The organism is Bacillus sp. AFS041924 (assembly GCF_002577195.1).
In the GTDB taxonomy this organism is placed as follows: domain Bacteria; phylum Bacillota; class Bacilli; order Bacillales; family Bacillaceae_G; genus Gottfriedia.
This window is the reverse complement of record NZ_NULG01000022.1, coordinates 14,724-38,760: the sequence shown is the minus strand read 5'-3', so window position 1 is coordinate 38,760 and position 24,037 is coordinate 14,724. Positions and strand designations below refer to the sequence as shown.

At 31.5% G+C, this 24,037-nt stretch carries 28 protein-coding genes; 12 read left to right on the top strand and 16 right to left on the bottom strand.

What is annotated here, in order from left to right:
• Positions 1 to 35: 35 nt before the first annotated feature.
• Positions 36 to 683, bottom strand: coding sequence for a YkyA family protein (locus COC46_RS08120; protein ID WP_098809234.1), 648 nt, complete (start codon positions 681 to 683; stop codon positions 36 to 38).
• A gap of 163 nt (positions 684 to 846) precedes the next feature.
• On the opposite strand from COC46_RS08120, the gene COC46_RS08115 reads away from it, so the two are divergent.
• Both COC46_RS08115 and def read left to right on the top strand, forming a co-directional pair.
• Positions 847 to 978, top strand: coding sequence for a YjcZ family sporulation protein (locus tag COC46_RS08115; RefSeq protein WP_098809233.1), 132 nt, complete (start codon positions 847 to 849; stop codon positions 976 to 978).
• A 192-nt stretch (positions 979 to 1,170) separates the two neighbouring features.
• Positions 1,171 to 1,728, top strand: a complete 558-nt coding sequence (gene def / locus COC46_RS08110) for a peptide deformylase (protein ID WP_098809232.1) — start codon at positions 1,171 to 1,173, stop codon at positions 1,726 to 1,728.
• 28 nt (positions 1,729 to 1,756) lie between these two features.
• Here the strand turns inward: def and COC46_RS08105 are convergent, their stop codons facing one another.
• Together COC46_RS08105 and COC46_RS08100 are read right to left on the bottom strand one after the other, a co-directional pair.
• Positions 1,757 to 2,533 (bottom strand): Cof-type HAD-IIB family hydrolase, encoded by a 777-nt coding sequence (locus COC46_RS08105; RefSeq protein WP_098809231.1) that lies wholly within the window; start codon positions 2,531 to 2,533, stop codon positions 1,757 to 1,759.
• A gap of 15 nt (positions 2,534 to 2,548) precedes the next feature.
• The gene (locus COC46_RS08100; RefSeq protein WP_098809230.1) at positions 2,549 to 3,457 is read right to left on the bottom strand and encodes a DMT family transporter; all 909 of its coding nucleotides are present in this window, start codon (positions 3,455 to 3,457) and stop codon (positions 2,549 to 2,551) included.
• Positions 3,458 to 3,805: 348 nt separating this feature from the next.
• Here COC46_RS08100 and COC46_RS08095 point away from each other — a divergent pair, with 348 nt between their 5' ends.
• Together COC46_RS08095 and rnjA are read left to right on the top strand one after the other, a co-directional pair.
• Positions 3,806 to 4,018 (top strand): DNA-dependent RNA polymerase subunit epsilon, encoded by a 213-nt coding sequence (locus tag COC46_RS08095; RefSeq protein WP_056468578.1) that lies wholly within the window; start codon positions 3,806 to 3,808, stop codon positions 4,016 to 4,018.
• Positions 4,019 to 4,021: 3 nt separating this feature from the next.
• A complete protein-coding gene (gene rnjA / locus COC46_RS08090) occupies positions 4,022 to 5,689 on the top strand; it encodes a ribonuclease J1 (protein WP_098809229.1) in 1,668 nt (555 codons plus the stop codon).
• A gap of 563 nt (positions 5,690 to 6,252) precedes the next feature.
• On the opposite strand, the gene COC46_RS08085 is transcribed toward rnjA, so the two are convergent.
• From COC46_RS08085 to COC46_RS08040, 10 genes are all read right to left on the bottom strand, one after another.
• Positions 6,253 to 7,287, bottom strand: a complete 1,035-nt coding sequence (locus COC46_RS08085) for a cytochrome d ubiquinol oxidase subunit II (RefSeq protein ID WP_098809228.1) — start codon at positions 7,285 to 7,287, stop codon at positions 6,253 to 6,255.
• Positions 7,288 to 7,464: 177 nt separating this feature from the next.
• Complete coding sequence (locus tag COC46_RS08080; protein ID WP_098809227.1) at positions 7,465 to 7,920, bottom strand: TlpA family protein disulfide reductase; 456 nt, start codon at positions 7,918 to 7,920, stop codon at positions 7,465 to 7,467.
• A 387-nt stretch (positions 7,921 to 8,307) separates the two neighbouring features.
• Positions 8,308 to 8,850 carry a peroxiredoxin gene (locus COC46_RS08075; RefSeq protein ID WP_098809226.1) on the bottom strand — a complete coding sequence of 181 codons (543 nt, stop codon included), beginning with the start codon at positions 8,848 to 8,850 and terminating at the stop codon, positions 8,308 to 8,310.
• Between the two features lie 111 nt (positions 8,851 to 8,961).
• Positions 8,962 to 10,077: an N-acetyldiaminopimelate deacetylase gene (locus COC46_RS08070; RefSeq protein WP_098809225.1), complete on the bottom strand. Its 1,116-nt coding sequence runs from the start codon at positions 10,075 to 10,077 to the stop codon at positions 8,962 to 8,964.
• Positions 10,078 to 10,136: 59 nt separating this feature from the next.
• Positions 10,137 to 10,853, bottom strand: a complete 717-nt coding sequence (dapD, locus tag COC46_RS08065) for a 2,3,4,5-tetrahydropyridine-2,6-dicarboxylate N-acetyltransferase (RefSeq protein WP_098809224.1) — start codon at positions 10,851 to 10,853, stop codon at positions 10,137 to 10,139.
• A gap of 75 nt (positions 10,854 to 10,928) precedes the next feature.
• The gene (locus COC46_RS08060) at positions 10,929 to 11,804 is read right to left on the bottom strand and encodes a transcriptional regulator CcpC (protein WP_098809223.1); all 876 of its coding nucleotides are present in this window, start codon (positions 11,802 to 11,804) and stop codon (positions 10,929 to 10,931) included.
• A 207-nt stretch (positions 11,805 to 12,011) separates the two neighbouring features.
• Positions 12,012 to 12,458 (bottom strand): cyclic-di-AMP-binding protein CbpB, encoded by a 447-nt coding sequence (gene cbpB, locus COC46_RS08055; RefSeq protein ID WP_098809222.1) that lies wholly within the window; start codon positions 12,456 to 12,458, stop codon positions 12,012 to 12,014.
• 422 nt (positions 12,459 to 12,880) lie between these two features.
• Positions 12,881 to 13,072, bottom strand: a complete 192-nt coding sequence (abbA, locus tag COC46_RS08050; RefSeq protein ID WP_088013915.1) for an antirepressor AbbA — start codon at positions 13,070 to 13,072, stop codon at positions 12,881 to 12,883.
• 54 nt (positions 13,073 to 13,126) lie between these two features.
• Positions 13,127 to 13,600, bottom strand: coding sequence for a ribonuclease H-like YkuK family protein (locus COC46_RS08045; protein WP_369700034.1), 474 nt, complete (start codon positions 13,598 to 13,600; stop codon positions 13,127 to 13,129).
• Positions 13,601 to 13,947: 347 nt separating this feature from the next.
• A complete protein-coding gene (locus tag COC46_RS08040; protein WP_056474223.1) occupies positions 13,948 to 14,184 on the bottom strand; it encodes a YkuJ family protein in 237 nt (78 codons plus the stop codon).
• 449 nt (positions 14,185 to 14,633) lie between these two features.
• Between COC46_RS08040 and COC46_RS08035 the strand changes: the two genes are divergently transcribed.
• The 3 genes from COC46_RS08035 to COC46_RS23115 all read left to right on the top strand — a co-directional run bounded on the left by COC46_RS08035 (position 14,634) and on the right by COC46_RS23115 (position 16,126).
• Positions 14,634 to 14,867, top strand: coding sequence for a glutaredoxin domain-containing protein (locus tag COC46_RS08035; RefSeq protein ID WP_098809220.1), 234 nt, complete (start codon positions 14,634 to 14,636; stop codon positions 14,865 to 14,867).
• A gap of 526 nt (positions 14,868 to 15,393) precedes the next feature.
• On the top strand, positions 15,394 to 15,906 hold the full coding sequence (locus tag COC46_RS08030) for a class I SAM-dependent methyltransferase (RefSeq protein ID WP_369700032.1): 513 nt from the start codon (positions 15,394 to 15,396) through the stop codon (positions 15,904 to 15,906).
• Between the two features lie 34 nt (positions 15,907 to 15,940).
• On the top strand, positions 15,941 to 16,126 hold the full coding sequence (locus COC46_RS23115; protein ID WP_369700031.1) for a hypothetical protein: 186 nt from the start codon (positions 15,941 to 15,943) through the stop codon (positions 16,124 to 16,126).
• A 207-nt stretch (positions 16,127 to 16,333) separates the two neighbouring features.
• Here the strand turns inward: COC46_RS23115 and COC46_RS08025 are convergent, their stop codons facing one another.
• Both COC46_RS08025 and fadH read right to left on the bottom strand, forming a co-directional pair.
• Positions 16,334 to 17,548, bottom strand: coding sequence for an EAL-associated domain-containing protein (locus COC46_RS08025; RefSeq protein WP_176545097.1), 1,215 nt, complete (start codon positions 17,546 to 17,548; stop codon positions 16,334 to 16,336).
• Positions 17,549 to 17,561: 13 nt separating this feature from the next.
• Positions 17,562 to 18,326 carry a 2,4-dienoyl-CoA reductase gene (gene fadH / locus COC46_RS08020; RefSeq protein WP_098809218.1) on the bottom strand — a complete coding sequence of 255 codons (765 nt, stop codon included), beginning with the start codon at positions 18,324 to 18,326 and terminating at the stop codon, positions 17,562 to 17,564.
• A gap of 123 nt (positions 18,327 to 18,449) precedes the next feature.
• On the opposite strand from fadH, the gene COC46_RS08015 reads away from it, so the two are divergent.
• From COC46_RS08015 to COC46_RS07995, 5 genes are all read left to right on the top strand, one after another.
• A complete protein-coding gene (locus tag COC46_RS08015; protein WP_176545096.1) occupies positions 18,450 to 19,283 on the top strand; it encodes a metallophosphoesterase in 834 nt (277 codons plus the stop codon).
• 129 nt (positions 19,284 to 19,412) lie between these two features.
• Positions 19,413 to 19,781 carry a hypothetical protein gene (locus COC46_RS21890; protein WP_141550883.1) on the top strand — a complete coding sequence of 123 codons (369 nt, stop codon included), beginning with the start codon at positions 19,413 to 19,415 and terminating at the stop codon, positions 19,779 to 19,781.
• Between the two features lie 144 nt (positions 19,782 to 19,925).
• The gene (locus COC46_RS08005; RefSeq protein WP_098809216.1) at positions 19,926 to 20,465 is read left to right on the top strand and encodes a YkyB family protein; all 540 of its coding nucleotides are present in this window, start codon (positions 19,926 to 19,928) and stop codon (positions 20,463 to 20,465) included.
• Between the two features lie 242 nt (positions 20,466 to 20,707).
• Positions 20,708 to 20,971 (top strand): phage holin, encoded by a 264-nt coding sequence (locus tag COC46_RS08000; RefSeq protein ID WP_098809263.1) that lies wholly within the window; start codon positions 20,708 to 20,710, stop codon positions 20,969 to 20,971.
• Between the two features lie 282 nt (positions 20,972 to 21,253).
• A complete protein-coding gene (locus COC46_RS07995) occupies positions 21,254 to 22,624 on the top strand; it encodes a DUF3967 domain-containing protein (RefSeq protein ID WP_176545095.1) in 1,371 nt (456 codons plus the stop codon).
• A gap of 65 nt (positions 22,625 to 22,689) precedes the next feature.
• On the opposite strand, the gene COC46_RS07990 is transcribed toward COC46_RS07995, so the two are convergent.
• On the bottom strand, positions 22,690 to 24,006 hold the full coding sequence (locus tag COC46_RS07990) for a sensor histidine kinase (protein WP_098809214.1): 1,317 nt from the start codon (positions 24,004 to 24,006) through the stop codon (positions 22,690 to 22,692).
• Positions 24,007 to 24,037 lie beyond the last annotated feature (31 nt).

The window sequence follows — 24,037 nt, the reverse complement described above, 5'->3', positions numbered from 1 at the left end:
AACGATTTTTGGTGAATTAATCTAGTTAATTCCAGTTATTTACCATATTTTTCATATATGTCTTTTTGTAGATTATTTAATTTTTGAGTATAAAGATTTAATTGATCATTATATTTAATGACATCTTTATAAATCTTATTTGTATTCTTTGTCTTACCCTTTACATTTTTTAAATCAACTTTTTTCTGAGATAATAACTTATAAATTGAAAGATCCGTTTCTATAGCTTGTTTATATTTCGAATTCAATTTATCGTATAAATTAGTTCTTTCTCTCCAGATTTTAATGAAGTTATTTACTTCATTGCGAAACTGTTCATCTTTTGTTTCAATGTTTATTGTTTGAAGTTCTTCAATTTTTATGTCTATGTCGTGAATTAATTTTGACTCCTCATTCACTCCATCTTTCCGCTCATTTAATAAATTAATCGCTTGTTTGGCCGACTCTTGTCTTTTATTTACTTCATTAATTTTATATAAATAAATTTTTTCATAATACTCCAATTCATTTATTTCTAATTTTTGAATTTTTACACCAGCTTTTTGAAATTTTTGCTCCATTTTTGTAATTTTACTTAGTTGATTTATGACTAAATTCCTTTGTTTTACTTGAGATGTACACCCCGTACAAAAGATTAATAAAAGACCTATTACAAGAAATAAAGAAATGAATTTTTTATTCATAATTCCACCCAAATTTTTGTCGTATTAATTTCATATTGCATCTTTTCATATTTTTTATACGTCCTCAAAAAATAATATGGTCACATACCCACACACTTTATGTACTTTTTCATAATTTGTAGTATCCGCTATATGCGGAAACAGTTTAAAGGGAGGTTATATTATGTACGGTTACGGATACGGAAAAGGTGGATACCCTGGTTATGGCGGATGCGGATGCGGTTACGGTGGTTTCGCATTAATCGTTGTTCTATTCATTTTATTAATTATCGTTGGTGCAGCTTTCGTTTTATAATTCACACTGACACAGCCTCTATTATTAAATGTATAACCACAAACTTTAGGAGCGATTATTATATCGCTCCTTTTTCCATTATATTGTTGAATGACTGACAATTTATAAAAGATTTGATAGACTAAATTAATAATACTAGTGAATAGTTCATACTTATACTTAAAGAAATAATAAGACAGGAGTGAAATTCATTTGATTACAATGAAAGATATAATTCGAGAAGGGGACCCTAGGTTAAGAGAGGTCTCGAGTGAAGTAAGCTTACCTCCTTCGAATGAAGATATACATTTAGTAAATTCATTATTGGAATATGTTATTAATAGTCAAAATCCAGAAATAGCTGCTGAATATGGTTTACGATCTGGAATTGGTTTGGCCGCACCACAAATCGGCATACTTAAAAGAGCAATAGGGGTTCATGTGACTGATCAGCAAGGTAATTTATTTAGTTATGCATTATTAAATCCTAAAATTGTAAGTCATTCTGTAGAGCAAGTTTATTTATCAGGTGGCGAAGGCTGCTTATCTGTGGATCGAGATGTTCCTGGTTTTGTACCTAGATATGCAAGAATCACTGTAACTGGCTTTGACTCAAGACTTGGAGAAGTTAAAATCCGTTTAAAGGGTTTACCAGCCATTTGCTTCCAGCATGAAATTGATCATTTAAATGGCGTCATGTTTTATGATCGTATTAATAAAACGAATCCTTTTTCTCCTCCAGAAGGTGCTTTACCTTTAGAGAGAAATTAAAAAAAGAGCGATTGGAAATCGCTCTTTTTTATTTAAGAAGACCTGCCCATTTTAAGCCGTTTAAAATTCCGTCTTCATCAACATTTGTTGTAATATGATTAGCTAGTTTTTTAAGTGGTTGTACTGCATTTCCCATAGCGATACCAGTACCAACTTTTTCGATCATTTCTAAATCATTTAATCCGTCACCAAATGCGATTACATTGTTCATATCAAATCCAAGATGATTTACCATTTGTTGAATTCCATTCGCTTTAGATCCTCCGATAGGTAGGACATCCGACGAATATTCATGCCAGCGAATGAAATTAAAGTCATTAAAACCATCCGTTAATTTAGACTCTTCATGCTCTTCACAAAACAATAACACTTGGTAAATATCACGGTTGTGATAAAAATCAAGCTGTACTTCAGGATGATGCATTCTAATTGAAGTCATAGCTTCTTTTATATGAGGATGTGTTTCAATCGATGCTTTCATTGTCTCATTGTTTAAATATACTAGTGGAACATCTAATTCTTTTGCTCTTTGAGCAAATTGATGCAGTTGTTCTGGGTGTAGAGCGTGTGTATGAATTGTTTCACCTTCAAATTCAGCATACTGCCCGTTTAAACTAACAAAAGTATTTATATTTAACTCATCACGAAGTTCTTTAAACATAAATGGAGCACGTCCAGTTGCAATCGCTACGTGAATATCTTTATTTTGAAGTTCCGAAATTGCTTTCTTTGTACTTTCCGGAATTACTTTATCATGATTTAAAATCGTTCCATCTATATCAAAAAAAACGATTGGTTTAGTCATATTTTTCTCTCCTCACTAAGATGCTGCATTTGCTTTTGAGTTATCAATTTTTGACTTTTGTTTACTATTCGTAATAAATACTCCTAGAAGTACAATTAATAACCCCAATATCATTTTGTATGATAAAGGTTCGTTTAAAAAGAAAAAGCCCCAAACAGAAGCAAACACAGGAACTATATAAGTAACCATTGTTGCAAACTCTGCACTTCCTTCTTTAACCATATAATAAAATAATAAATATGCCAACCCCGAACATAATACGCCTAGGCCGAAAACACCACTAAAAACATCAAAATTAACAAAAGGTTCAAAAGTACCCTTCCCTAAAACAATCATATATATAAAGCCGAATATACCAGAAATACTAAGTGTTAAAAACGATACAATCATTACTTCAATTTTTTGTAAATACTTTTTAGTTAAATGTGAACCAAGCCCATAACTTAATGTAACAAATAACATAAGTAATGAATAAATTATATTATTAGAGAAAATTGTTGAAGGGTTAATGTTCATCATAATCATTAATCCGATAATCCCTATAATAAGCCCAATCCATTGTTTCCTTTTAATTTTTTGTGAAAAGAAAAAATAGCCAATAATGAGTGTAGCAATTGGAGTAAACGCATTTAACATTGCAGCTTCATTACTATGGAGATGGGTTTCACTAAATGATAGAAAAAGCCACGGTATTGCATGATTAAATAATGAGATGATAATAATTAGGCTCATTTTCGGTAAATTTTTATAATCAATCTTTACCCTTTTTATTAACATAATAATTAATAAAGTAATGGCACCAAAGAAACAACGATAAAATACGATAGCTTCTGGGCCAATGTCGTTTAGAAGGAGCTTAATAAATAAAAAAGATGTACTCCAAATAATACTTAACAAAAATAAAGCTCCATATAACTTCTTCACATATTTCTCCCCTTACCTTTAAGATAGACTCTATTTTAACTGCTTTTGTGAATATATTGTATGAAAATGTTTTTTCGATCAATACTACACATAAATATACTATGTCCGTGTTCTCTACATATAAGTTTAATTTCATGTTTAGGAGGTAAAACTAATGTTACGTAAACTTAGAAATAAATTAAAAAAACGGCTAAAACAATTATTGAAAAAGAAGAAATATATCTCAATCATTTCAAATATTTTTTTAAATTGAGCGTATTTTAGTTAATCTTCAATAAAAAGAATGAAAATATATAAAAAATCACTTATAATATTGAGAAGATAGTGATTTGACAAGGAGAGATTTAAATGATTTTTAAAGTATACTATCAGGAATTACCTTTAGAGGTACCTGTAAGAGAAAAAACTAAAACAGTTTATGTAGAAGCAGATAGTGAAAGAGAAGTTCGTGCGAAATTATTACCTTTCAATTATAATATTGAGCTTGTTCAAGCTTTAACCGGTGCTCATCTTGAATTCGAAAAACAATCTGAAAGCTTTAAAATTTTGGAGCTAGCGTAATTTATGAAATTTCTTAAAAATGATCAAGCTGCCGTATTCGCACTAGGCGGCTTAGGGGAAATTGGAAAAAATACATACGCAGTACAATATCAAGATGAAATTATATTAATTGATGCCGGAATCAAATTCCCTGAAGATGAACTACTAGGAATAGACTATGTAATCCCTGATTATTCCTATTTAGTTCGAAATGAGGAAAAAATTAAAGGTTTATTTATCACTCACGGACATGAAGACCACATTGGTGGTATTCCATATTTATTAAGAGAATTAAATATCCCGATTTATGGTGGCAAACTTGCTCTTGGTTTAATTAGAAATAAATTAGAAGAGCATGGTCTTTTAAGAAAAGCAAAATTAATTGAAATAAAAGAAGATGACATCATTAAATTTAGAAAAACTAGTGTTACATTTTACCGTACTACTCACAGTATTCCAGATTGTTACGGAATTGTTGTAAAAACGCCTCAAGGACAAGTAGTTCATACCGGAGACTTCAAATTCGACTTTACACCAGTTGGAGAAACAGCTAACTTAACAAAAATGGCTGAGATTGGTAAGGAAGGCGTTTTATGTCTGCTTTCTGACAGTACTAATAGTGAAGTATCACATTTTACAATGTCTGAACGAAAAGTAGGAGACACGATTAATGAAATTTTCCGTAAAGTAGACGGTCGAATCATTTTTGCAACATTTGCTTCAAACATCCATCGTCTTCAACAGGTAGTTGAGGCTGCTATTGCAACTGGACGTAAAATTGCTGTTTTCGGTAGAAGTATGGAAGCTAATATCGAGATTGGTCATGATTTAGGTTATATTAAGTGCCCTAAAGATACTTTTATTGACGCATCTCAAATTAATCGTATTCCTGCTAATCAAATTGTTATTTTATGTACAGGTAGTCAAGGTGAACCAATGGCTGCTCTATCGCGTATAGCAAATGGAACACATCGTCAAATTCAAATAATTCCTGGAGATACTGTAGTATTTTCTTCTTCACCAATTCCAGGTAATACTATGAGCGTAAATCGTACGATTAACTTATTATATCGTGCTGGCGCTGAAGTAATTCACGGATCATTAAACGACATACATACTAGTGGTCATGGTGGTCAGGAAGAACAAAAATTAATGCTTAGACTAATGAAGCCTAAGTATTTTATGCCAATTCACGGTGAATATAGAATGCAACGTATGCACGCTAAACTTGCTATGGACTGTGGAGTACCTGAAGAAAATTGCTTTATTATGGATAACGGTGAGGTTTTAGCTCTTCGTGCAGATGAAGCAATGGTTGCAGGAAAAGTACCTTCTGGCAATGTTTACATTGATGGAAGTGGTATCGGTGATATCGGAAATATCGTATTAAGAGATCGTAGAATTTTATCTGAAGAAGGTCTTGTAATCGTTGTCGTAAGCATCGATATGAAGGAATTTAAAATCTCTGCTGGTCCAGATATCATTTCGCGCGGATTTGTTTACATGAGAGAAAGTGGCGATCTAATTAACGAAGCACAAGCAATGATTTCTACTCATTTAAACAAAATCATGGAACGCAAAACGTCTCAATGGTCTGAAATCAAAAATGAAATTACAGATACTTTATCACCTTTCTTATATGAAAAAACAAAACGCAAACCAATGATTCTTCCAATTATCATGGAAGTTTAATCACACAATTCAAACGGGCTGTCTTAAAAGTTATAACACTTTTGAGACAGCCCGTTTTTTGATTATTAAATTTTAAAAATAATAAGAGGTTGTTAAAATATAAAACAATCAATAGTTAAACTTAAACTAATCAAAATATTTAATAATAAAAATTACAATTTTTTGATGATGTTGTATTAATGGTTTAAATGATAATTTGTTTTTATAATATTATAATCCTTTTCATCGTATAAAAAAATTCAAGATGCTTATTGTTAGAAAGATACGTTCAAATTATTAGTTTATAAGTCGATGATCTATCGCAATTTGCAAAAAACTGAGTAATTAATGAGCTTTCTCTAATTAGTAAATGGTATTAATAAAGAGCTATATTTGTATGCATTTTTGTACAAGCAGTTGATTGGAACGAAAGGATGCTCGACTCCTATGGGAAATGCGGGAAGCCTAAAGACCCCACAGGCTCGCTAAAGGAGGCTAAAGAATCTCGCCCCATGGAAAGCGAGCAACCTGTAGTGGAAATCAACTTCACATAGCTCTTCCTTTATAATGAAAAAGATTGTGATTTAATCCATAAAATCATTTTTATCATTATTTTTTAAAAAGACTTTTATAAAAAAAGGTTTATTAAGAACTAAAAATATGAAATATACAGTAAATAAGATAAAAAATACAACAAATAGAACAATCAAGACAATGCCCAAACTACTTTTTGCAAAACTTGTTTCGATTCTCAGATAAGGATATAAGATAAATGGTAAATGACTAATTCCATATCCAAAAAATGCAAAGAAATATTGCATTAACACAAGTATGAACGCTAAACCATATCTCTTTCTTTTGATAACAAAATAGATTGCTATACCGAAGCAAATTAAAGATATGAGAAAAAATTCCCACACATTATGCATCCGGTCAAAATGCACTTTATTATGTAACTTCATCGACGCAAAAACAATGATACTTGAAACAATGGTTGGCAAAGACCAGACTAAAACATACTTTCTTAATTTAATTTCCGACTCCGAATCATTTATTAGTTTAGCAGAGTATATTAAAAACATTGCACTAATAAATAGAACTGAGCATACCGCTAACAGCATTACTGATAAAGAATAAGAATTAGTAATTAATTTAAAAGGATAAAAACGTATATCTGTTCCATTCTCGATAATAAATCCACCCTCAGAAATTGTTAAAACGGTAGATAATGTAACTGGTATTAGTAAACTTGTTGCACCATACAAAATTAAAAAAAACTTACTCCTATTTCCTCCATATTGCTGAAATGTATAAAATGATCCCCTAATCGCTAAAAAAATCATGGCTACACTACCTGGCACTAATAGTGGCACACCGTAATAATATGCTACCCTTGGGAATATGCCAACTACACCAACAAAGAAGAAAATAAAGAACAAGGTAGCCAACTCCCAAATAGATGAAAGATGTCGATTTATTAAGCCAATTAACTTTGGTTCCTCCTTAGTTGATATCGCATAAAATGCATAAAATCCTGCACCAAAATCAATTGAAGCAATAATCATGTAGGCATATAAAAACAACCATAATATAAAGATTGCAATCGTTTGAATATCCAAACTTTTTTCCTCCTACAGAATAATTCCATAATCTAAAGATTAGTTTTCTTTAATTATACCGATAAAATACACATTCTACTAGTTTCTAAATGAAGATTATGGAAATACAAAAAGAGACTTTTAAAAAGTCTCTTAAATGTTTAAGTCAAAATACACTATTTAAGTTTATCTTGAAACTTATTCTACTTTCGCTGCTTCATCTAATACTCGATTAACACGCTTTTCTAACATTGGCATTCCGCCTTCTCCAGCTTGGAAATGACGCAATACACCTGTTTTATCAAACACGTAATATGATGGTACATATTTATTTTCAAAAGCATCTGTAATTGTATGTTGATTATCAACTAATATTGTTTGTGTAATTCCGTGTTCCTTTGCAACCTCTTTAATTTTATCAATATCTAAATCATCTTCAGATCTTGGCATATGAACACTTACTACATTTAAACGATCTTTATATTCATCTCTAAATGCATTAATATTTGGCATTGCTACTTTACATAAGTGGCAGCTAACAGACCAAAAATGAATTAAGGTTGGTTTGTCACCGATTAGGTTTTCTTTTTGAATTTCTCCATTTAATACTGTTGATGCACCGTTTAATTCAGGCATTGGTGAACGAAGTCTCATTTTATAGTCCTCCTATCTGTATCTTTCGCTCTATGCGAGCTCGTTTCTCTTTTCGGCATTGTCTAGTTCCAGGCGTTAGACCCTCGAGGTCATAAGTCAGTGACCTATAAAAGTAAAAACCAACTTTTCTAGATCCCTGCCTTATGCTTGTCGGGTCTGAACAAACGCCTTCCACTTTTCGGCATTGTCTAGTTCCAGGCGTTAGACCCTCGAGGTCATAAGGCAGTGACCGATAAAAGTAAAAACCAGTAAAAACCAACTTTTCTCGGTCACTGACTTATGCTTGTCGGGTCTGACCAAACGCCTTCCACTTTTCGGTGTTGTACTGTGTTTAAAAAGGCCTAACTATTAGTTAGACCTTTGACATTCATTCTTAATTGTTTAGAATTATAGAGTTGCTTGACCTGGTTTCCAGTTAGCTGGGCAAAGTCCACCAGTTTGTAAAGCTTGAAGTACACGTAAAACTTCATCAACTTCACGACCGATGTTGTTGTGGTGTACTACTTGGTACATTAATTCGCCTTCTGGACTGATGATGAATAATCCACGTAATGCAATACCTTCTTCTTCAATTAAAACGCCATAGTCACGTGAAATAGCGTGGTTTGTATCTGCAGCTAATGCGTATTTTAATTGACCTAAGCCGTTATCTTTGCGATCAGTGTTGATCCATGCTAAGTGAGTGTGAATTGTATCTGTAGAAACACCTACAACTTCTGCATCAAGATCTTCAAACTCGTCATAACGATCAGAGATTGCTACGATTTCAGTTGGACATACGAAAGTGAAGTCCATTGGATAGAAGTATAATACTGTCCATTTATCATTTTTCATGTTTTCTTCTAAACTTACTTTACCAAATTCTTTATTTGGTAAAACTGCTTCCATTTCAAAGCGTGGTGCTTGTTTTCCTACTAAACGTTCTGCCATCGTTATTACCTCCAATATTTATGTAACTATATATCATACAAGTGATATTATAGTAAACTACTTATTTAAAGTCAATATTAATTTATAATTATTATTAACTGAAAATCATTTTCATAATTTCCGTTTCAAAAAGTCAGAAATAAAACGAATCATTAATGGTATAACATTTTCATCAGGATTTAATTTTTGATTATGAAGTCCAAATTCGGAATTTACCCCAATCCAAAACATTAGCCCTGGAATTTCTTTTGTCATATAACCAAAATCTTCACCTGTCATTGCAACACTACACTCAATCGCCTCAACACCGTCATATTGTTTGGCAAATTTGAAGAATTCATTCGTCAATGATTCATCATTAATTACACCATAGTAATTACTTCCAAAATCTACTTCTATTTTACACTGAAAACTCTCTTGAAATCCATTCACAAGACTTTGAATTCTATTTTTTAATTTTACCATTGCTTCTTCACTTAATGCTCTCATCGTTCCTTCTAAACGAACATGATCTGCTATAACATTTTGTACTGTACCACCTGTTATTTTTCCAATTGTTATCACTGCGCTGTCTAAAGGGTTAACATTTCTAGAAACGACCGATTGTACTTGAGTTATAAAATGACTTGAAGCAACGATCATATCATTCGTTAAATGTGGAAAAGCAGCATGTCCACTTAAACCGTGAAAATCGATAAAAAGCTCAGATGTATGAGCAAATAACATACCAGTTTTCGTAGCAATTGTACCAACCGGATATTCAGGAGCAATATGTAAACCATAAATTACATCTGGTTTAAATGGTTTAAACTCTTCACTTTTAAGTAAAGGTTCCGCTCCACCTGGCCCTTCCTCTGCAGGTTGAAAAATAAACACGACATCATCATTTATCGGGTTATTCACAAGATTTGTCAGAACACCAAGTGCGATACTCATATGTACATCATGTCCACAAGCATGCATTTTGCCTTCATGGGTCGAAGAAAACTCTAAACCTGTATTTTCTTTCATTGGTAATCCATCAATATCTGTACGGTAGCCAATCGTTCTAGTAGGTTTTAGCCCTTTCACTCGAACAAATATTCCAGTTCTCCATGTTTCAATTACAATTCTTTCTTGAACTAATGAAGATAAATAATCTAGTAAATAAGCTTGTGTTTTAAATTCTTGAAATCCAAGTTCGGGAATTAAGTGTAGATCCCTTCTAATTTTAATAAACGAATCCATTATCGCTCCTCCAAAAAAAGCGTAGAAAAAATTCTACGCTTTACTTTTACTTATAGTTTTTATTGATTTAGTTGACGTAAAGCCTGAATAATTTCAGTCTTTGAAATTGTTTTATCATCGATGTCTTTAATTTTTCTAGCAGGAACACCAGCAACAACAGTATATGGAGCAACGTCTTCTGTAACGATTGCACCTGCAGCAACTACTGCGCCTTCTCCTACTCTAATACCTTCTAAAACTACAGCATTAGCTCCAATTAAAACATTATCTTCAAGGATAACAGGGTTAGCTGATGGTGGTTCAATTACGCCAGCTAAAACTGCACCTGCACCAACGTGACAATTTTTACCTGTAGTAGCACGTCCACCAAGTACTGCGTTCATATCGATCATAGTACCCTCTCCAATAACAGCACCGATATTAATTACAGCACCCATCATGATTACTGAGTTATCACCAATTGTAACTTGATCGCGAATAAACGCACCTGGCTCGATTCGAGCTTTAATACCTTTAGCATCTAAAAGTGGAATTGCAGAATTACGACGATCTGATTCAACTACATAATCTTCTATGTATTCTTTTTGATCTTCAAGGATTACTTTTACATCATCCCACTCACCAAATAAAACTCCAGAATTTTGAGAAATAAATGATTGAACTGATTCAGTAATAGTAAGCTTGTCTAATTGACCTTTTACATAAACCTTAACAGGTGTTTTTTTAGTACTATTTGCGATAAATGCAATAATTTCATTTGCGTCCATTAATTTCATAATGATTTGCCCCCTTTAGTATATCAATAAGAATACTCTATCAAATCTAGTAACTAACTAGCAACATTTTGTCGATTAATCTTTTCTTTTTTTTCGAATAGATTCAATAAATCCTTCTACTTGTTTTAATTTCATAGCATCTCGATTGTAAAGCAAGTATGTATCACGATATAATCCAGATTCTTCTTTTGTTATTAAAGGTGTTTTAATAATATTTTCATCATTTACGTCATGCAATACTGAGGAAGGTAAAATAGCAAAACCTAGACCATTCAATACAAATTGCTTACACGTTTCAATTTGATCGACTACTATTTCATGTTTAGGCAATGAATTAAAATGCTCATACCACCATGATTGAATCAGCTGATAGTAATTGGAATTACTCTTAAACTGAATAAATGGTCGTTGTATTTTTTTATATTCCTCAAGACTATGTTTTTTTGTATCGACTAATAATAATTCATCAGAAAAAAGCAATTCCTTTTCACCAAACCAATTTTGGTTTCCTCGTACAATTGCTAGATGAACTTCATTTTCATATAAACGATTTGTTATTTCACTACTCCAACCCGTAAAAAGCGAGACGTGAACTTCTGGGTAACTAGAAACATATTTTTTTAAAACAGGTGGTAACCAGTATTGCGCTACGACAGATGAAACGGCAATCTTTAAAGTACCTGAAATATCAGATTTTAAAATTTGTAATTGCTCTAACATCGTTTGATATGTCTCTTCCATTTTTTTTGCGTAATTTAATATGATTTCCCCAGAAGCAGTAATAATCAGTCCTTTTTGAGAACGAATAAACAATTCACTACCAATCTGCTTTTCTAAATTTTGAAGCCTTTGACTAAGTGCAGGTTGAGAAACAAATAATCTCTCTGCCGCCTTCCTCATATTCTTCTCTTCAGCCAATGTAATTATTAATCGAATATCATCAATTTGCATCTGATCCCCCCCCTTGCCTTTAAACAGATAATCACAGTGACCCAATTAAGTAGCTATGAGCCATGCAGGAAGCCTAAAGTCACTATGTAGTTGCTCCTACGCGACGAAGGTACTCAGGTCTCTCCCCACAAAAAAGCGAGCATCCTAGAATACATAATTACATATGAAAAAAGTAAGCCGTTTAAATGATGACCTACTTTTTTATTGTTAATGCTTATTGTATCTTCTCACATTTTTATTCAATTGTTTTAAAATCGCTCTTCTTGTTAAAATACCTTCAAAAGTGTTATTTGCATCTACCACACAGACAAAAGGATGATCAACAACAGATTCAAGCCCTTTAGCTAGTGTATCAGTTGTTTTTAATAAAGGAATTTCAGTACACATTACCTCTTCAACTTTCATATTACTTAATCGTTCAAATTCAATTCTTTCTAACCCTAAAATTCCATCTAAAATCATGGAAGTGCTAATTAAACCAAGCAACTGAAACTTCGGATTTAAAACTGGAATTGATGAATAACCTGACTTAGTAAGTACTAATAATGCGTGCTCCAAACTGTTACCAATCTGTACATGAGCTACTTTTTCACTTGAAATAATTACTTCCTCAACTTTATGTTCAAAAAATTGTGATCCATCAATACTAATCAAAAAAATCGTCCCCCAATAGAAAAGCAAAAGTCTATTAAAAATGGCAGAAAATTCTAATCCAAAATTATCATCAAAATAAATTGACTTATAACTTTGCTAATCATTTGTATAGAAAAAAATCCTATAACATTATTTTATTCATTAAGGACTAAGTCCCCATTCCTATATTATCAGATTTGTAATCCCTTTCCAATTTAACTTTTCTTAACAAATGTCTTAATTAACAATAACCATTCATAAAGAAATCTCGCCGATAGGAGTTCCTGTTAGTTGAAGACAGATGCATAGCACCTATACTTTATTCCTAAAATTGGCCACCACGTCGAATTAACTTCCTCATTGCCAATTTATACTTTCTTAGAGTGAAACAAAAAAACGTTTAGATAAATTTTTTTTATCTAAACGTTCATCTATATTTGGCTTCATAAACCTAAATCCCTTAACTTTTGATATAAATGTACTAATCTCTCGTATTGATCTTCGCCTGCATCCATTAATCCATTTTCAATATCGGTTATTTGTGATGAAATGAGTTCAATTGCATAATTTTGTTTCATCACTGTATCAACCAATAAAGACAATTCATCTTCGGTGAAATTTTGTTCACTTAGCATTCATCAATCCCTCCTAATTCTCATTTTAATCAATGTTTATTTAGTTTAAACTACTTATTTTGTAAATTTATTTGCATAACTAAATGCGGTATAAGAATCAGGTTTTATCTTTGGAATGATGCCCATCGCACTAACCTTAGATGTCATTTCTTGAATAAACTCTTTCGTAAGACCTACAGTACCAATGTCTAAATGAATTTCAAAACTAAAATTATTCGAATTAGCATTCTCATGCAGGGGACTAAAAATCTTTTCTAAATGAAAAGGTGATAGTAAAAATGCTATTTCCTGACTATACATCGTTTCAAGAAAGATTTTCTCTTTTAAATTTCGGATCTTCTTGTGATGCCAACAAGTATGTAAACATCCCCAAGCTCCATTTCCAACTCTATGAAGATGAAGTGCTGTAATAAACTTAGTTCCATTACTGTGAACTTGTGAGTCTGTCCCTATGGAGAGTCGATATTGCTTATTAGGATCACTTTTTACAAAGTGATATAGTCGATCCACTACCTGATCAAAACTCATATTTCTTTCACTTACATTGTAAAATCGATACTGATCTTTATTCACATATATGACCTCCTTTTTATAACAATACATAATAATGTATTCATCATAAATTGGGATTAGCACGCCCTTACTATTTTGTAATAAAATAGTAAAAAAACTAGACTCATTTTTTATTTTTGAGTCTAGAAATATAAGACAGTCAGAAGAGAAATAACATTAAGCGAACATTGATGTTAAAATTATTAAACTTATTAATTTTTTGATGACTATTAATGATATTAAATGTTAATTGACATGAACATTTTTAAGAGCGTAAAAAGAAAAAACAAGCACTAGGCTTGTTTTTTCTTTTCTTAATTTGATTAAGAAATAATTTCGTATATTTCAATCGCTACCATATCGATGTTATCGAAAGGAAACGTTTGTGGTTTTTCACCTTGTTGAAATACTTCTAATTCAAAAGTTTCATTTTTCTCAGAATACTTAACGCTACATTTTCTTTCACCATTTACTTCAAAATATCTTTGAGCAACCTCACCGTTCGTAGCTTGTTGTTTTAAACTTTCTAAGCGTTCTAAAATTCCTAATAATAAAGACATATTAGAACTCCTTTCTACCATGTGTCATTCCCTAAATATAGGTTATACTTTCTTACAATTTCTATCCAAAAAAATTAGATAGAATTCATCTATGTAAGTGTCCATTAATAAGAATACTTGTATTTCAATATAAATTCAAGAAAAATAGTCGTTTCAGTTAAAAAACAAATTTCTTTAACTTCAATATTTTTCTATGTCATAATAGTTTTATACAATTTTACTTTAAAAATAGGCTCTGTTAAAAAAGAATGTTGATTTTCCATTCCAGGTACTTCGCTTTCCATGGGGCGTGACTTATGCCTCCTTAAGCAAGCCTTTAGGGGTCTCAAGTTTCCCGCATTTCCCATAGGAGTCTTCGCACCTTCCATTTCAATTAGTCGCGAATTTAACTAGAAATCAACAATTAATATTAACAGAGCCTAAAAATAAAAAATAAAGGATGTCGGTTCATGAAGATCGAATTATTCACACAAGATGGGTGCCCCCCTTGTGAATTTTTGAAAAACTATTTAAAAGAAATGAATGCTTCTTATATTGAATACAACGTTTCAAAAGATGAAACGGCAAAAAAAAGAATGATGTTTGAATTAGATTCATTTTCTACACCAACTTTAATAATTGATGATGAAATAATTAGAGGTGTTCAAATGGAGCAAATCGACGCTGCTTTACAAAAACGTTAATCCTAAATAAAACACGATTTCAAAACCAAATTAAAAACACCTAAAATGAACTATCACATCCATTTAGGTGTTTTTTATCTTTCTATACTCATTTGTTTAAATGATTGTTTCAAGAGCTTGTCCAGAAATAGTTTCTCAGTTACCCTATTCCAATAAAATGAAAAACAAAAAACATGACGGACGATACAAAAAGAACTTTCGAAATAAGTCCTCTCAAATAAAATCCTCCCTCAACTGAACTTTTATTTATCGTATCATTTATTTATTCATAATGACTATATGAATCGTTCTTATCTTTTTTACATTAGTTGACAGAGAAAAAACGCTACTTTTATTTAAAATTAAGCATTTATAAATGAATTAGTCGATTTTTGAAAAAGAAAACAATCTTATCTTTATGTTCAACATCAATGGATCTATATAGGTAATTTCTCACTTTATCCGATTTAGATTAAATGTTAAAGTTAGATAATTTGTGTCAACTTTTCAATAAGAAAAACATTTTGGACGAATAGGGAGTGTTTAAATGGAGTATCGTGGTTCAACAGTTTACAATCAAGATGATTTTTTTTCAGAATATAATAAGCGCAGATATCGAGTAGATAGTCCGAACAATGCGATTGAAGGCCCAATCATTTCTGAATTAATTGGGGTTGTTGAACGAAAAAATATATTAGATTTAGGCTGTGGCGACGCTCGTTTCGGTAAAGAACTCCTACTTCTTGGAGCAAAAAGCTATACGGGTGTTGATGGCTCAGAACATATGATTAAAGCCGCATTGGCCAATTTAGAGGGTACAGTTGGAGCCATTCATCATTCATCTATTGAAGATTATCATTTTCCCTCGAATTCATTCGAACTCATCACTTCACGATTTGTCCTACACTATGTTTCAAACATTGAACAATTATTTCAAAAAATATTTAACTCCTTAAATGAAACCGGCCAATTTGTATTTAGTGTTCAACATCCATTATCAACAGCAACATTTCAAAGTAAACAGTCAGGAGATCGCCTTAGAAAATTGGATTGTAGATGATTACTTTCTATCTGGGGAAAGAAAAGAACCATGGATGAATAAAGTAGTTGTTAAACATCATCGCACAATTGAACAATATTTTTCTCTTTTAAGGAAAACCGGATTTCGCATCGATCAATTACATGAAGGTACTCCAAAACGTATGCATTTTAACAGCGAGGAAGAATTTTTAAGAAGACAAAGAATACCGATTGTACTTGTTTTTTCTTGTTTTAAATAGGCCAATTTTAACCGCAAATAAAAACGGGGCTGTCTCATACATAGGTTAACTGATAAACAAGTAGCCTTATTTAATTGTACAACTGGTTCTTTTATTAACTAATCTTAAGTTCTACCAGTTTTATTTACATAAAAAAAGGGTGCACCTAAAAAGTTAAACTTTTGGGACACCCTCATTTTACTAATTTAATCTTATTCAAGAGATTCCTTAAAAAAGCAACTCATTATGTTTAAATAAAAAATCATAACTTAAGTCAATATATAAATAGCTTCCGTTATTCATCGGATAAGAAAACGTACGAATCTTTTCACCGGTTTCAATATCTCTATACATATCGGATAATTGACCTTGATCATTCGATTGCATTTTCAAAACGGTTTCTAAAAAATAGGGTCTCCAGCTCCAGTTTCTACCTTTATACTTTTCTTGTAGCTCCCACTGTTCACCATAAACTTTAAATAAGTTAGCGGATTGTTGAAAACCATCTTCATCACATATATACATTCTAAAACAAAAAGGATTTAACTCGCTTGATATATTCATTAAAAAGGAATTTAAATCCTCACCTAATTTAAACTTATTAATTGCTGACTCAACTTTTTGTTGTATTAAATTTGTCATATCTCTAAGAGCAATTAATTTGTTTTTTTCGCCTCGGATATATTTTATAATATCATTCTTTAATGGCTCACATTCATGATTTAACTGATTAATAGAGGGTTGAGGTGTAAACAAATATGCTCCTTGATAAAATCTTCCACCATTTTTCCATGCATTTCTTAATTGGATTGAATCAATAATTCCATCGTAGTACATTGATGCCCCTACTTTTCTTGCCACATAGATTACTGAATTTAATAAATCTTGAAATGATGAGGTATGAAGCTGTTGGACCATTTTAAAATCGATTTTAATGATATCAGGAGATAAAAATCGAAGTTTTTCTAAATTAATCAACTTCTCATTTACACTATTAATCGCAAATTTAATACCATATGTTTGATAATATGTAATCAAATTCTTTAATTCTTTCTCAAATCCATAAAAAAGTTGATGTTGAAGAATAATAACAATTTTATTTAGTTGTACTCCCTTTTCTTCATAGGATTGAAAAATCGATAACAGATTTTCTGGGTCATCAGTAAGTAGAGCTGAAGGGTGACGATTAATAAAAATACCACCATCGAAATTAGATTGGACAACTTCATCGAGAGCTTGAATTAATATATGGTTGTCAACCTCTAATAAGTAGTCGTCTGGCACCAAATCATTTGCAAAGAAGAATTCAAGGCTGTGTAAATTTTCAAGTTTCAGTCTACCAACAACCTCTACTCCTACACAATGTTGTGTATCGGCTCCATATATTGGTTGAAAATATGGTACGACTTTATCTAAGTTACTTATTACGTCTAAAGGATCCATTATGAACCTCCTTCTAGAATGGGTATTGATGTAAGGACTGTCCTCCATCCATTGTAAAACAAGAACCATTAATATAACCAGCCTCATTTGAAAATAAATATGCACAAAGTCCCGCTACCTCTTCAGGAGTACCTAAGCGACCTAATGGTACACTTTGAATTGTACGGTTTTCTAATTCTTCAGAAAGCCATAGCTTATTCGCGCCACCTGTTCGCTCAATTGGACCTGGAGCGATTGCATTAACTCTAATTCCATATTTCCTTCCCCACTCAACGGCTAAAGTTCTAGTCATAGCAAGTACACCTGCTTTAGCTGATGCAGAATGAATCACGCCTGGCCCCGCATCCCAAGCATATGTAGCAATAATATTTGTGATTGCGCCTTTAATTTTATGTTGGATCATATACCGTCCGACTTCAGAACTACAATAAAAAGTTCCATTTAATACTATATTAATAACCGTATTCCATCTGTTAACAGACAAATCCTCTGCAGCACAAATAAAATTACCCGCTGCATTATTTACTAAAAAGTCTATTGTACCAAATGCTTGATCAACTTCGTTTACCATATTTTTTACTAATTCAGGATCTCGAACATCCATCACAATAGGCAGTACTTGATTATCATATTGTTCAATTTCTTTCTTTGCACTATTTAATTTTTCGATATCTCTTCCGGCAATCACAACTTTTGCACCATCTTGTGCAAATCGCATTGCCATTGCTTTCCCTATACCGCTAGAGCCACCAGTAACGATCACAACCTTATCCTTCACTCGTATCACTCCCTTTGTATTCTATAGTTTATCAATGTTTCTGTATTTTGAGAATATTTTTAACAATTAAACTATTTAATATAATATACAGTATTTATTTCGATTAAAAAGGTCGGGGGACAATTGAAAATAAAAATAAACTTATTTTTTTTAATTCTGATTTGTACAATCTATTACTCCGTTTTTATTGAGCCAATATCAATCCGGACTAAGCATTTAACATTTACCAGCAATCATTTAAATGCAAATACGTCTATTAAACTAATACAAATCTCTGATACTCACTTTAGTAGTAAACAAGATCTTGAGAGATTTAAGAAAGTTGTAAATAATATAAACCAAATGAAGCCAGATTTTATACTATTTACTGGAGATTTAGTTAGTGATATTCGAAAGTTTTCATATAAACAAGAAGTGATCGAGCTCTTAAAACAGCTTACACCAAAAATAGGAAAGATTGCTATTTATGGTAATCATGACCATGGGGGCTATTTTACTGAACAATATGAAAAGTTATTAGTTGAATGTAATTTTACATTGTTAAAAAACGAAGAAAAAACTTATTTCGTTCAAAAACGAAAAGTTTCTTTTATCGGTCTCGATGATTATATGCTAGGAAATAAACAATATCATAAAATATTAGAACATATTCAAAAAAATACATATACGATTGTTCTAGCACATGAACCTGATATTGCTGATTTAACAAAAAACTATCCAATAAACCTACAACTCTCTGGCCATAGTCATGGCGGTCAAATTTATTTACCATTTTACAAATCCTACATTATGCCTCCATATGCAAAGAAATATAATCGTGGTGTATACAAACTTTCAAATAAACATAATAGTCATCTAGTCGTTTCAAATGGTATTGGAACAACTAAACTTCCAATTCGATTATTAACACCACCTGAAATTATTTCAATTGAAATTAAAGGTCAACTTAAAAATTAGTCATTTTCATTCATTCTAGTCTTATCAATTCACACTCATACTAGGTTGGTTACCTAATTTTATGGGTACTTGCTCAATTATTTTCGTACTCCATACACTATTATTGAAGACAAGAGAGGAGGTTAATACATGAATTATCATTATCACCCTAATTTAAATTATTATTATAGAAATGAGCAAGCACCATCCTATTACTTTGATCATAATGAACAACGCTTCGTTCCTTTTTTCCCAATTTTACCAATAATAGGAGGATTAGCGGGATTAGCAGGCGGATTCGCGTTAGGTGCACTGGCATTTAGACCACCTTATTATCCACCTTATGGACCATTTCCACCATATCCAGCATTTCCTCCGTACGGTGGTGGATTCCCTGGATATCAACAACCTTATCCTCCTGTAAATACAGGTGCTTATCCTCCTATGAATCCAGGTGCTTATTTACCTAGTAATGTGGGATTAAATTCACCAGGTAATATCGGACCATACCCATATTAAATAACTTAAAAAAGCTAGTCGCTTTAATGAATATTACTTCGATTAGCTTTTTGTAATTTTAAACTATTTCAGATTTAATTTGAAAAAATTCAAACTAAAGATATAATATATTCATATCTATAATTTTGGAGGTAACCAAGAAGCATGAAACCGAAAGAACCTAGCCTGAATAAACTAAATTTTACAAACGAAGAAATTTTTCAGGCAATATTTGTTGTAAATAAACATGCTAAAACAGCACTTGAACCAAGTGAGTTATATTCACTAAAAAGACAAGCAATCTTAAAGCTTATTGATAAAGGCATTGCCAAGAAAGTCGGATTACATTTTTCAAATAACCCCAGGTCAAGCAAACAACAATCTGATGTGTTGATTGCTTGTGGAGATTTTTTCTTTCATATACCACCGTTAAAAGAAGATTTTAAGCTTCTTCCGCATTTAGGAATATTAGAAAATACTCACCGAAACCCAAAAGTATCCATGTCATTGAGCTATGCAAAAAAAATACTTCATCATTTCTTAGGTATTCAAAACGTTAAATCTGAAAGCGATTTAAAAAAAGGATTTAATCACCGAAGAAACACCCCAAGTCAATTTTTAAGGGCTTCTTCATTTCTAAGTAACTCTACATTTACTTTTCCGAGTGAACCAATTCGTAAAAATAAAGGTAAGCAAGAGAAATAAGTTGAATCAAAAATTCGTACTAAAATAAAATTCATATAGAGTAAAAGGGAAGATAAAAAACCGCTTAAAATACGGTTTCTTATTCTTCTCTTTTTTATTATATGTAGGAAATTAAGGTTTTTAAAGATCGTTAAAATCTATCTTTAGTAGCCACTTCCCTCCCCTTCCTCTACTAATTTTTAAGTAGATTTATCTCACCTAATAATAGGACATGCATACTCTATTAATAGGGGGTGATTAATCTGTTCGGTAATAATAACTTACAAGATATTATTCGTTATGTTGCTGGGTTTTTATTTGCACTTCAATTGTTACTAAATTCTTTTGGGTTTAAATTCCTAAATAATGAACAAATTGATGCTGTAATTAATATCATTTCATTCCTTTTTATTTTATACTTTGGTACTAAACATAATTATTTAGGTAAAAAAGGACAAGCTCAAAAAACATTGCTTCAAGAAGCAGGATTAGAAAAATCAAATAAGCAGACAAATTCAGATCAATAGATTACTTTATTCCTACTTTTTGATAAATTAGATTACAAATTTAAAGATTTTGTTTGAGAGTGATTAAGCATTGTTTCACTCTCTTTCTTTGAGCTGAAAATATGTTATTTTTATATTAAGATTTTCTAAATTTCACTATTTTTCCGCATAATATTAACTTTAATTGTTGGAATCATATGGACTTTGTTATACATTGTAGAATTATTTTAACTAAAATAGGTAGGAAAAGTTTACCTTTATATGGAACTTTGTAAAAACACATATTTTTCAGGAGGATACCAAATGTCAGTAATTTTTACAAGTAAAGACATTTCAAAGAAATTAAAAATAGGTAAATCTCGTGTAAGAGAGATTAGTAAGGAACTAGAAAAAAAGGAATATCATTTTACAAAGAATCAAGATACTAGAATCTACAATCAAAAAGATTTCGAATTATTTCAAATAATAATTAAAGAATACCAACAAAATGATGATCTTTCACAATCAATTCAATTTGGTTTAAACACCCTATTAAATCAAAGTCTTTCTACAATTCATGAAAATGAAACACCTTCAATCAAGAATGAAATGACGGAACATAATGCTAATTTCGATACAAATATTACCCCGAATCTTCCTCTAGATAATAACATACATAAAAGTTTTGACATGAAGAATGACATTCAATTAACTGATCCAAAAATTGACGAGATTGTTGAAGCTGAAGGATCCAAATTAGAAAAAATTGAAGAAATTGTATTGGAGCATTCTTTTTCACATGATCCAAAGCAGTTTGAAGAGTCTGTAACACTAGTAGAAACGATTGATAAAGTAGTAATAGGGCATCCTTTTTCACAGGATACAGAGCAGTTCCGAGAGTCTGTAACAGAAATGAATGATGAAGTGGCAATGGCGCATCCTTTTTCAAATAGTACAGACCAGGCTGAAAAAGCCGTATCACAATTAGAAAAAACTGAAGAGTTAGTAATGGATCATACTCTATCACAATCTATTAATGAGTCTAATACTCCAAAAGTGAAAATTGAAGATGAAGTAAAAGCCCTTTCTTTTTCACAGGATACAGAGCAATTTGAAGAGTCTGTTCCCGTACAGAAATATGAAAGCCTTGAGGATGAAGAAGTCCAAGAATATCGTTTTGAAGAAATGACCGTTGAACAAGTGCTCGAAGAAAATAAAAAACTACCTGATGAAGTAGCTCTTTCTAAATTAAGTGAATCAAGCGTTGTACGTGATCCACTTGTTTCAAAAGAAAGCATAACTACATTCGTACCGACAAATTCTAATCAAATAATGTTTGAAGAGTTTATGTCACAAATTACAAATCTAGCAAATCAGAATGAACAAATCTTAACTCAAAATCAAACATTGATAAAACAAAACTTGGAAAAAGATGAAAAATTAGAAAAAATATTAAGTTCAGTTGAAGAAAAAAGCGAAGAACTTCAAGGGTTAGCACTTGTCATTGAAGAAAAAGATGAAAAATTAGATCAGATGTTTGAAGAAATTAAAACAAAAGAATCTGGTCGGGATGCACAATTAATGAGAATGATTAGGGAGTTGCAGGAAACAAAGAAAATGGTTGCTGCCTCAAAAGAAAGAGACTGGAAAAATGCGATTAAATCACTCTTTTTTAAGCCTAAATCAGTTAAATAATTTGAATTAAGCACTTATATTTTGATAGATTCATTATGTTGAAAAGAGAAGGGATCCCCTTCTCTTTATTCTTTCGATTGCACCTCTTCACTTTCGTCTTTATGATATGCAGGTAATACTATATGAACCTCTGTACCTTTTCCTTCTTCACTTAAGTATTCAATCGTACCTTTATGGGCCTCGATTATACTAAAGGTAACCATTAGACCTAGCCCTGTTCCTTTTTCTTTTAATGAATAAAAAGGTTGTCCTAATCGGTCCAATTGTGCTTTTGACATACCTACACCATTATCTTTTACAACAATTCGTATGTACTCTCGATCTCTTACTTTCTCAATATTTGCTTCAATCTTAATATAGCCCTTCGTGTCCTTTATAGCTTCTACACCATTTTTTAATACATTAATGATGGCTTGTTTAAGCTTAGCACGATCTCCGACAGTATACATATCCTCATTTACATTTACTTGTAAAAACGCACCCTGTAAGGAAGCATAAGTTGACATTAAAGTAGTAACTTCATTCAATTGTTCTGTCATATTAATCATTTTCTTTTCTTCAATTTGAGGTCTTGCTAAATTTAGATAGTCAGAAATAATATTTTCAGCTCGATCTAGTTCAGCTAATACTAACTTCATATATTCTCTATTTGTTCCGCTTTCTTGATTTTCAATTAGTTGAATGAAACCCCTTACAACAGTTAATGGATTTCGAACTTCATGGGCTACACTCGCCGCAAGCTCACTCACCATATTTAATTTTTCTGATTTCTGCATTTGAACACGTATTTCAGCATTTTCAAATAGAAATTCTCTTAAATAAACATGGAATAACATTGTAATCGTTAAAACAGTAAAAAAGATACACGCGGAAAATATTGTTTGATCTGTTTGAAACTCTTTTATACCATTTACCGTCGCCTCATAATAAAGTAAACAGATCATACTGAACGAAAATAAAATTGGTATTAATATACTTAAAGCAAATTTCTTTCGCTTCGAAAAACTAACCCAATGTGGTGAAACAATAAAAGGTAAAATACATGAAATCACTTCAAAAGGGAAAAATTTCAAAGATGCTAAACCATATAGCAAATAGACAAAAATTGCTTTTGTTACAATAATAATCGTTCCGATTAATCTACCACCATATAAAATAGATGAATAGATTAATAAAATACTAAAAGTAATAGCCATGCTTTTACTAATGTGAATCGGGTAAAGCAAGCAAATAAAAATATTAAAAAAAGTTAGCAATCCAACTAATATTCTATTTTGTTTCGGGCTTGTATTGTGGTATCTACTTAGCCAAAACATTTCGTATAAAAAGACCGGAATGATTATGATTGCAAATTGAATTAATAAATCTTTTAATTGCAGCATTAAAGTGTCCCCACCCCTTCTTTCAACAAAT

Coding starts and splice junctions, on each gene's coding strand:
- COC46_RS08120 (WP_098809234.1), bottom strand. CDS start 683: ATGAATAAAAAATTCATTTCTTTATTTCTTGTAATAGGTCTTTTATTA.
- COC46_RS08115 (WP_098809233.1), top strand. CDS start 847: ATGTACGGTTACGGATACGGAAAAGGTGGATACCCTGGTTATGGCGGA.
- COC46_RS08105 (WP_098809231.1), bottom strand. CDS start 2,533: ATGACTAAACCAATCGTTTTTTTTGATATAGATGGAACGATTTTAAAT.
- COC46_RS08095 (WP_056468578.1), top strand. CDS start 3,806: ATGATTTTTAAAGTATACTATCAGGAATTACCTTTAGAGGTACCTGTA.
- rnjA (WP_098809229.1), top strand. CDS start 4,022: ATGAAATTTCTTAAAAATGATCAAGCTGCCGTATTCGCACTAGGCGGC.
- COC46_RS08080 (WP_098809227.1), bottom strand. CDS start 7,920: ATGAGACTTCGTTCACCAATGCCTGAATTAAACGGTGCATCAACAGTA.
- COC46_RS08075 (WP_098809226.1), bottom strand. CDS start 8,850: ATGGCAGAACGTTTAGTAGGAAAACAAGCACCACGCTTTGAAATGGAA.
- COC46_RS08070 (WP_098809225.1), bottom strand. CDS start 10,077: ATGGATTCGTTTATTAAAATTAGAAGGGATCTACACTTAATTCCCGAA.
- dapD (WP_098809224.1), bottom strand. CDS start 10,853: ATGAAATTAATGGACGCAAATGAAATTATTGCATTTATCGCAAATAGT.
- COC46_RS08060 (WP_098809223.1), bottom strand. CDS start 11,804: ATGCAAATTGATGATATTCGATTAATAATTACATTGGCTGAAGAGAAG.
- abbA (WP_088013915.1), bottom strand. CDS start 13,072: ATGCTAAGTGAACAAAATTTCACCGAAGATGAATTGTCTTTATTGGTT.
- COC46_RS08045 (WP_369700034.1), bottom strand. CDS start 13,600: ATGAGTTTTGATCAGGTAGTGGATCGACTATATCACTTTGTAAAAAGT.
- COC46_RS08040 (WP_056474223.1), bottom strand. CDS start 14,184: ATGTCTTTATTATTAGGAATTTTAGAACGCTTAGAAAGTTTAAAACAA.
- COC46_RS08035 (WP_098809220.1), top strand. CDS start 14,634: ATGAAGATCGAATTATTCACACAAGATGGGTGCCCCCCTTGTGAATTT.
- COC46_RS08030 (WP_369700032.1), top strand. CDS start 15,394: ATGGAGTATCGTGGTTCAACAGTTTACAATCAAGATGATTTTTTTTCA.
- COC46_RS23115 (WP_369700031.1), top strand. CDS start 15,941: ATGAATAAAGTAGTTGTTAAACATCATCGCACAATTGAACAATATTTT.
- COC46_RS08025 (WP_176545097.1), bottom strand. CDS start 17,548: ATGGATCCTTTAGACGTAATAAGTAACTTAGATAAAGTCGTACCATAT.
- COC46_RS21890 (WP_141550883.1), top strand. CDS start 19,413: ATGAATTATCATTATCACCCTAATTTAAATTATTATTATAGAAATGAG.
- COC46_RS08005 (WP_098809216.1), top strand. CDS start 19,926: ATGAAACCGAAAGAACCTAGCCTGAATAAACTAAATTTTACAAACGAA.
- COC46_RS07995 (WP_176545095.1), top strand. CDS start 21,254: ATGTCAGTAATTTTTACAAGTAAAGACATTTCAAAGAAATTAAAAATA.
- COC46_RS07990 (WP_098809214.1), bottom strand. CDS start 24,006: ATGCTGCAATTAAAAGATTTATTAATTCAATTTGCAATCATAATCATT.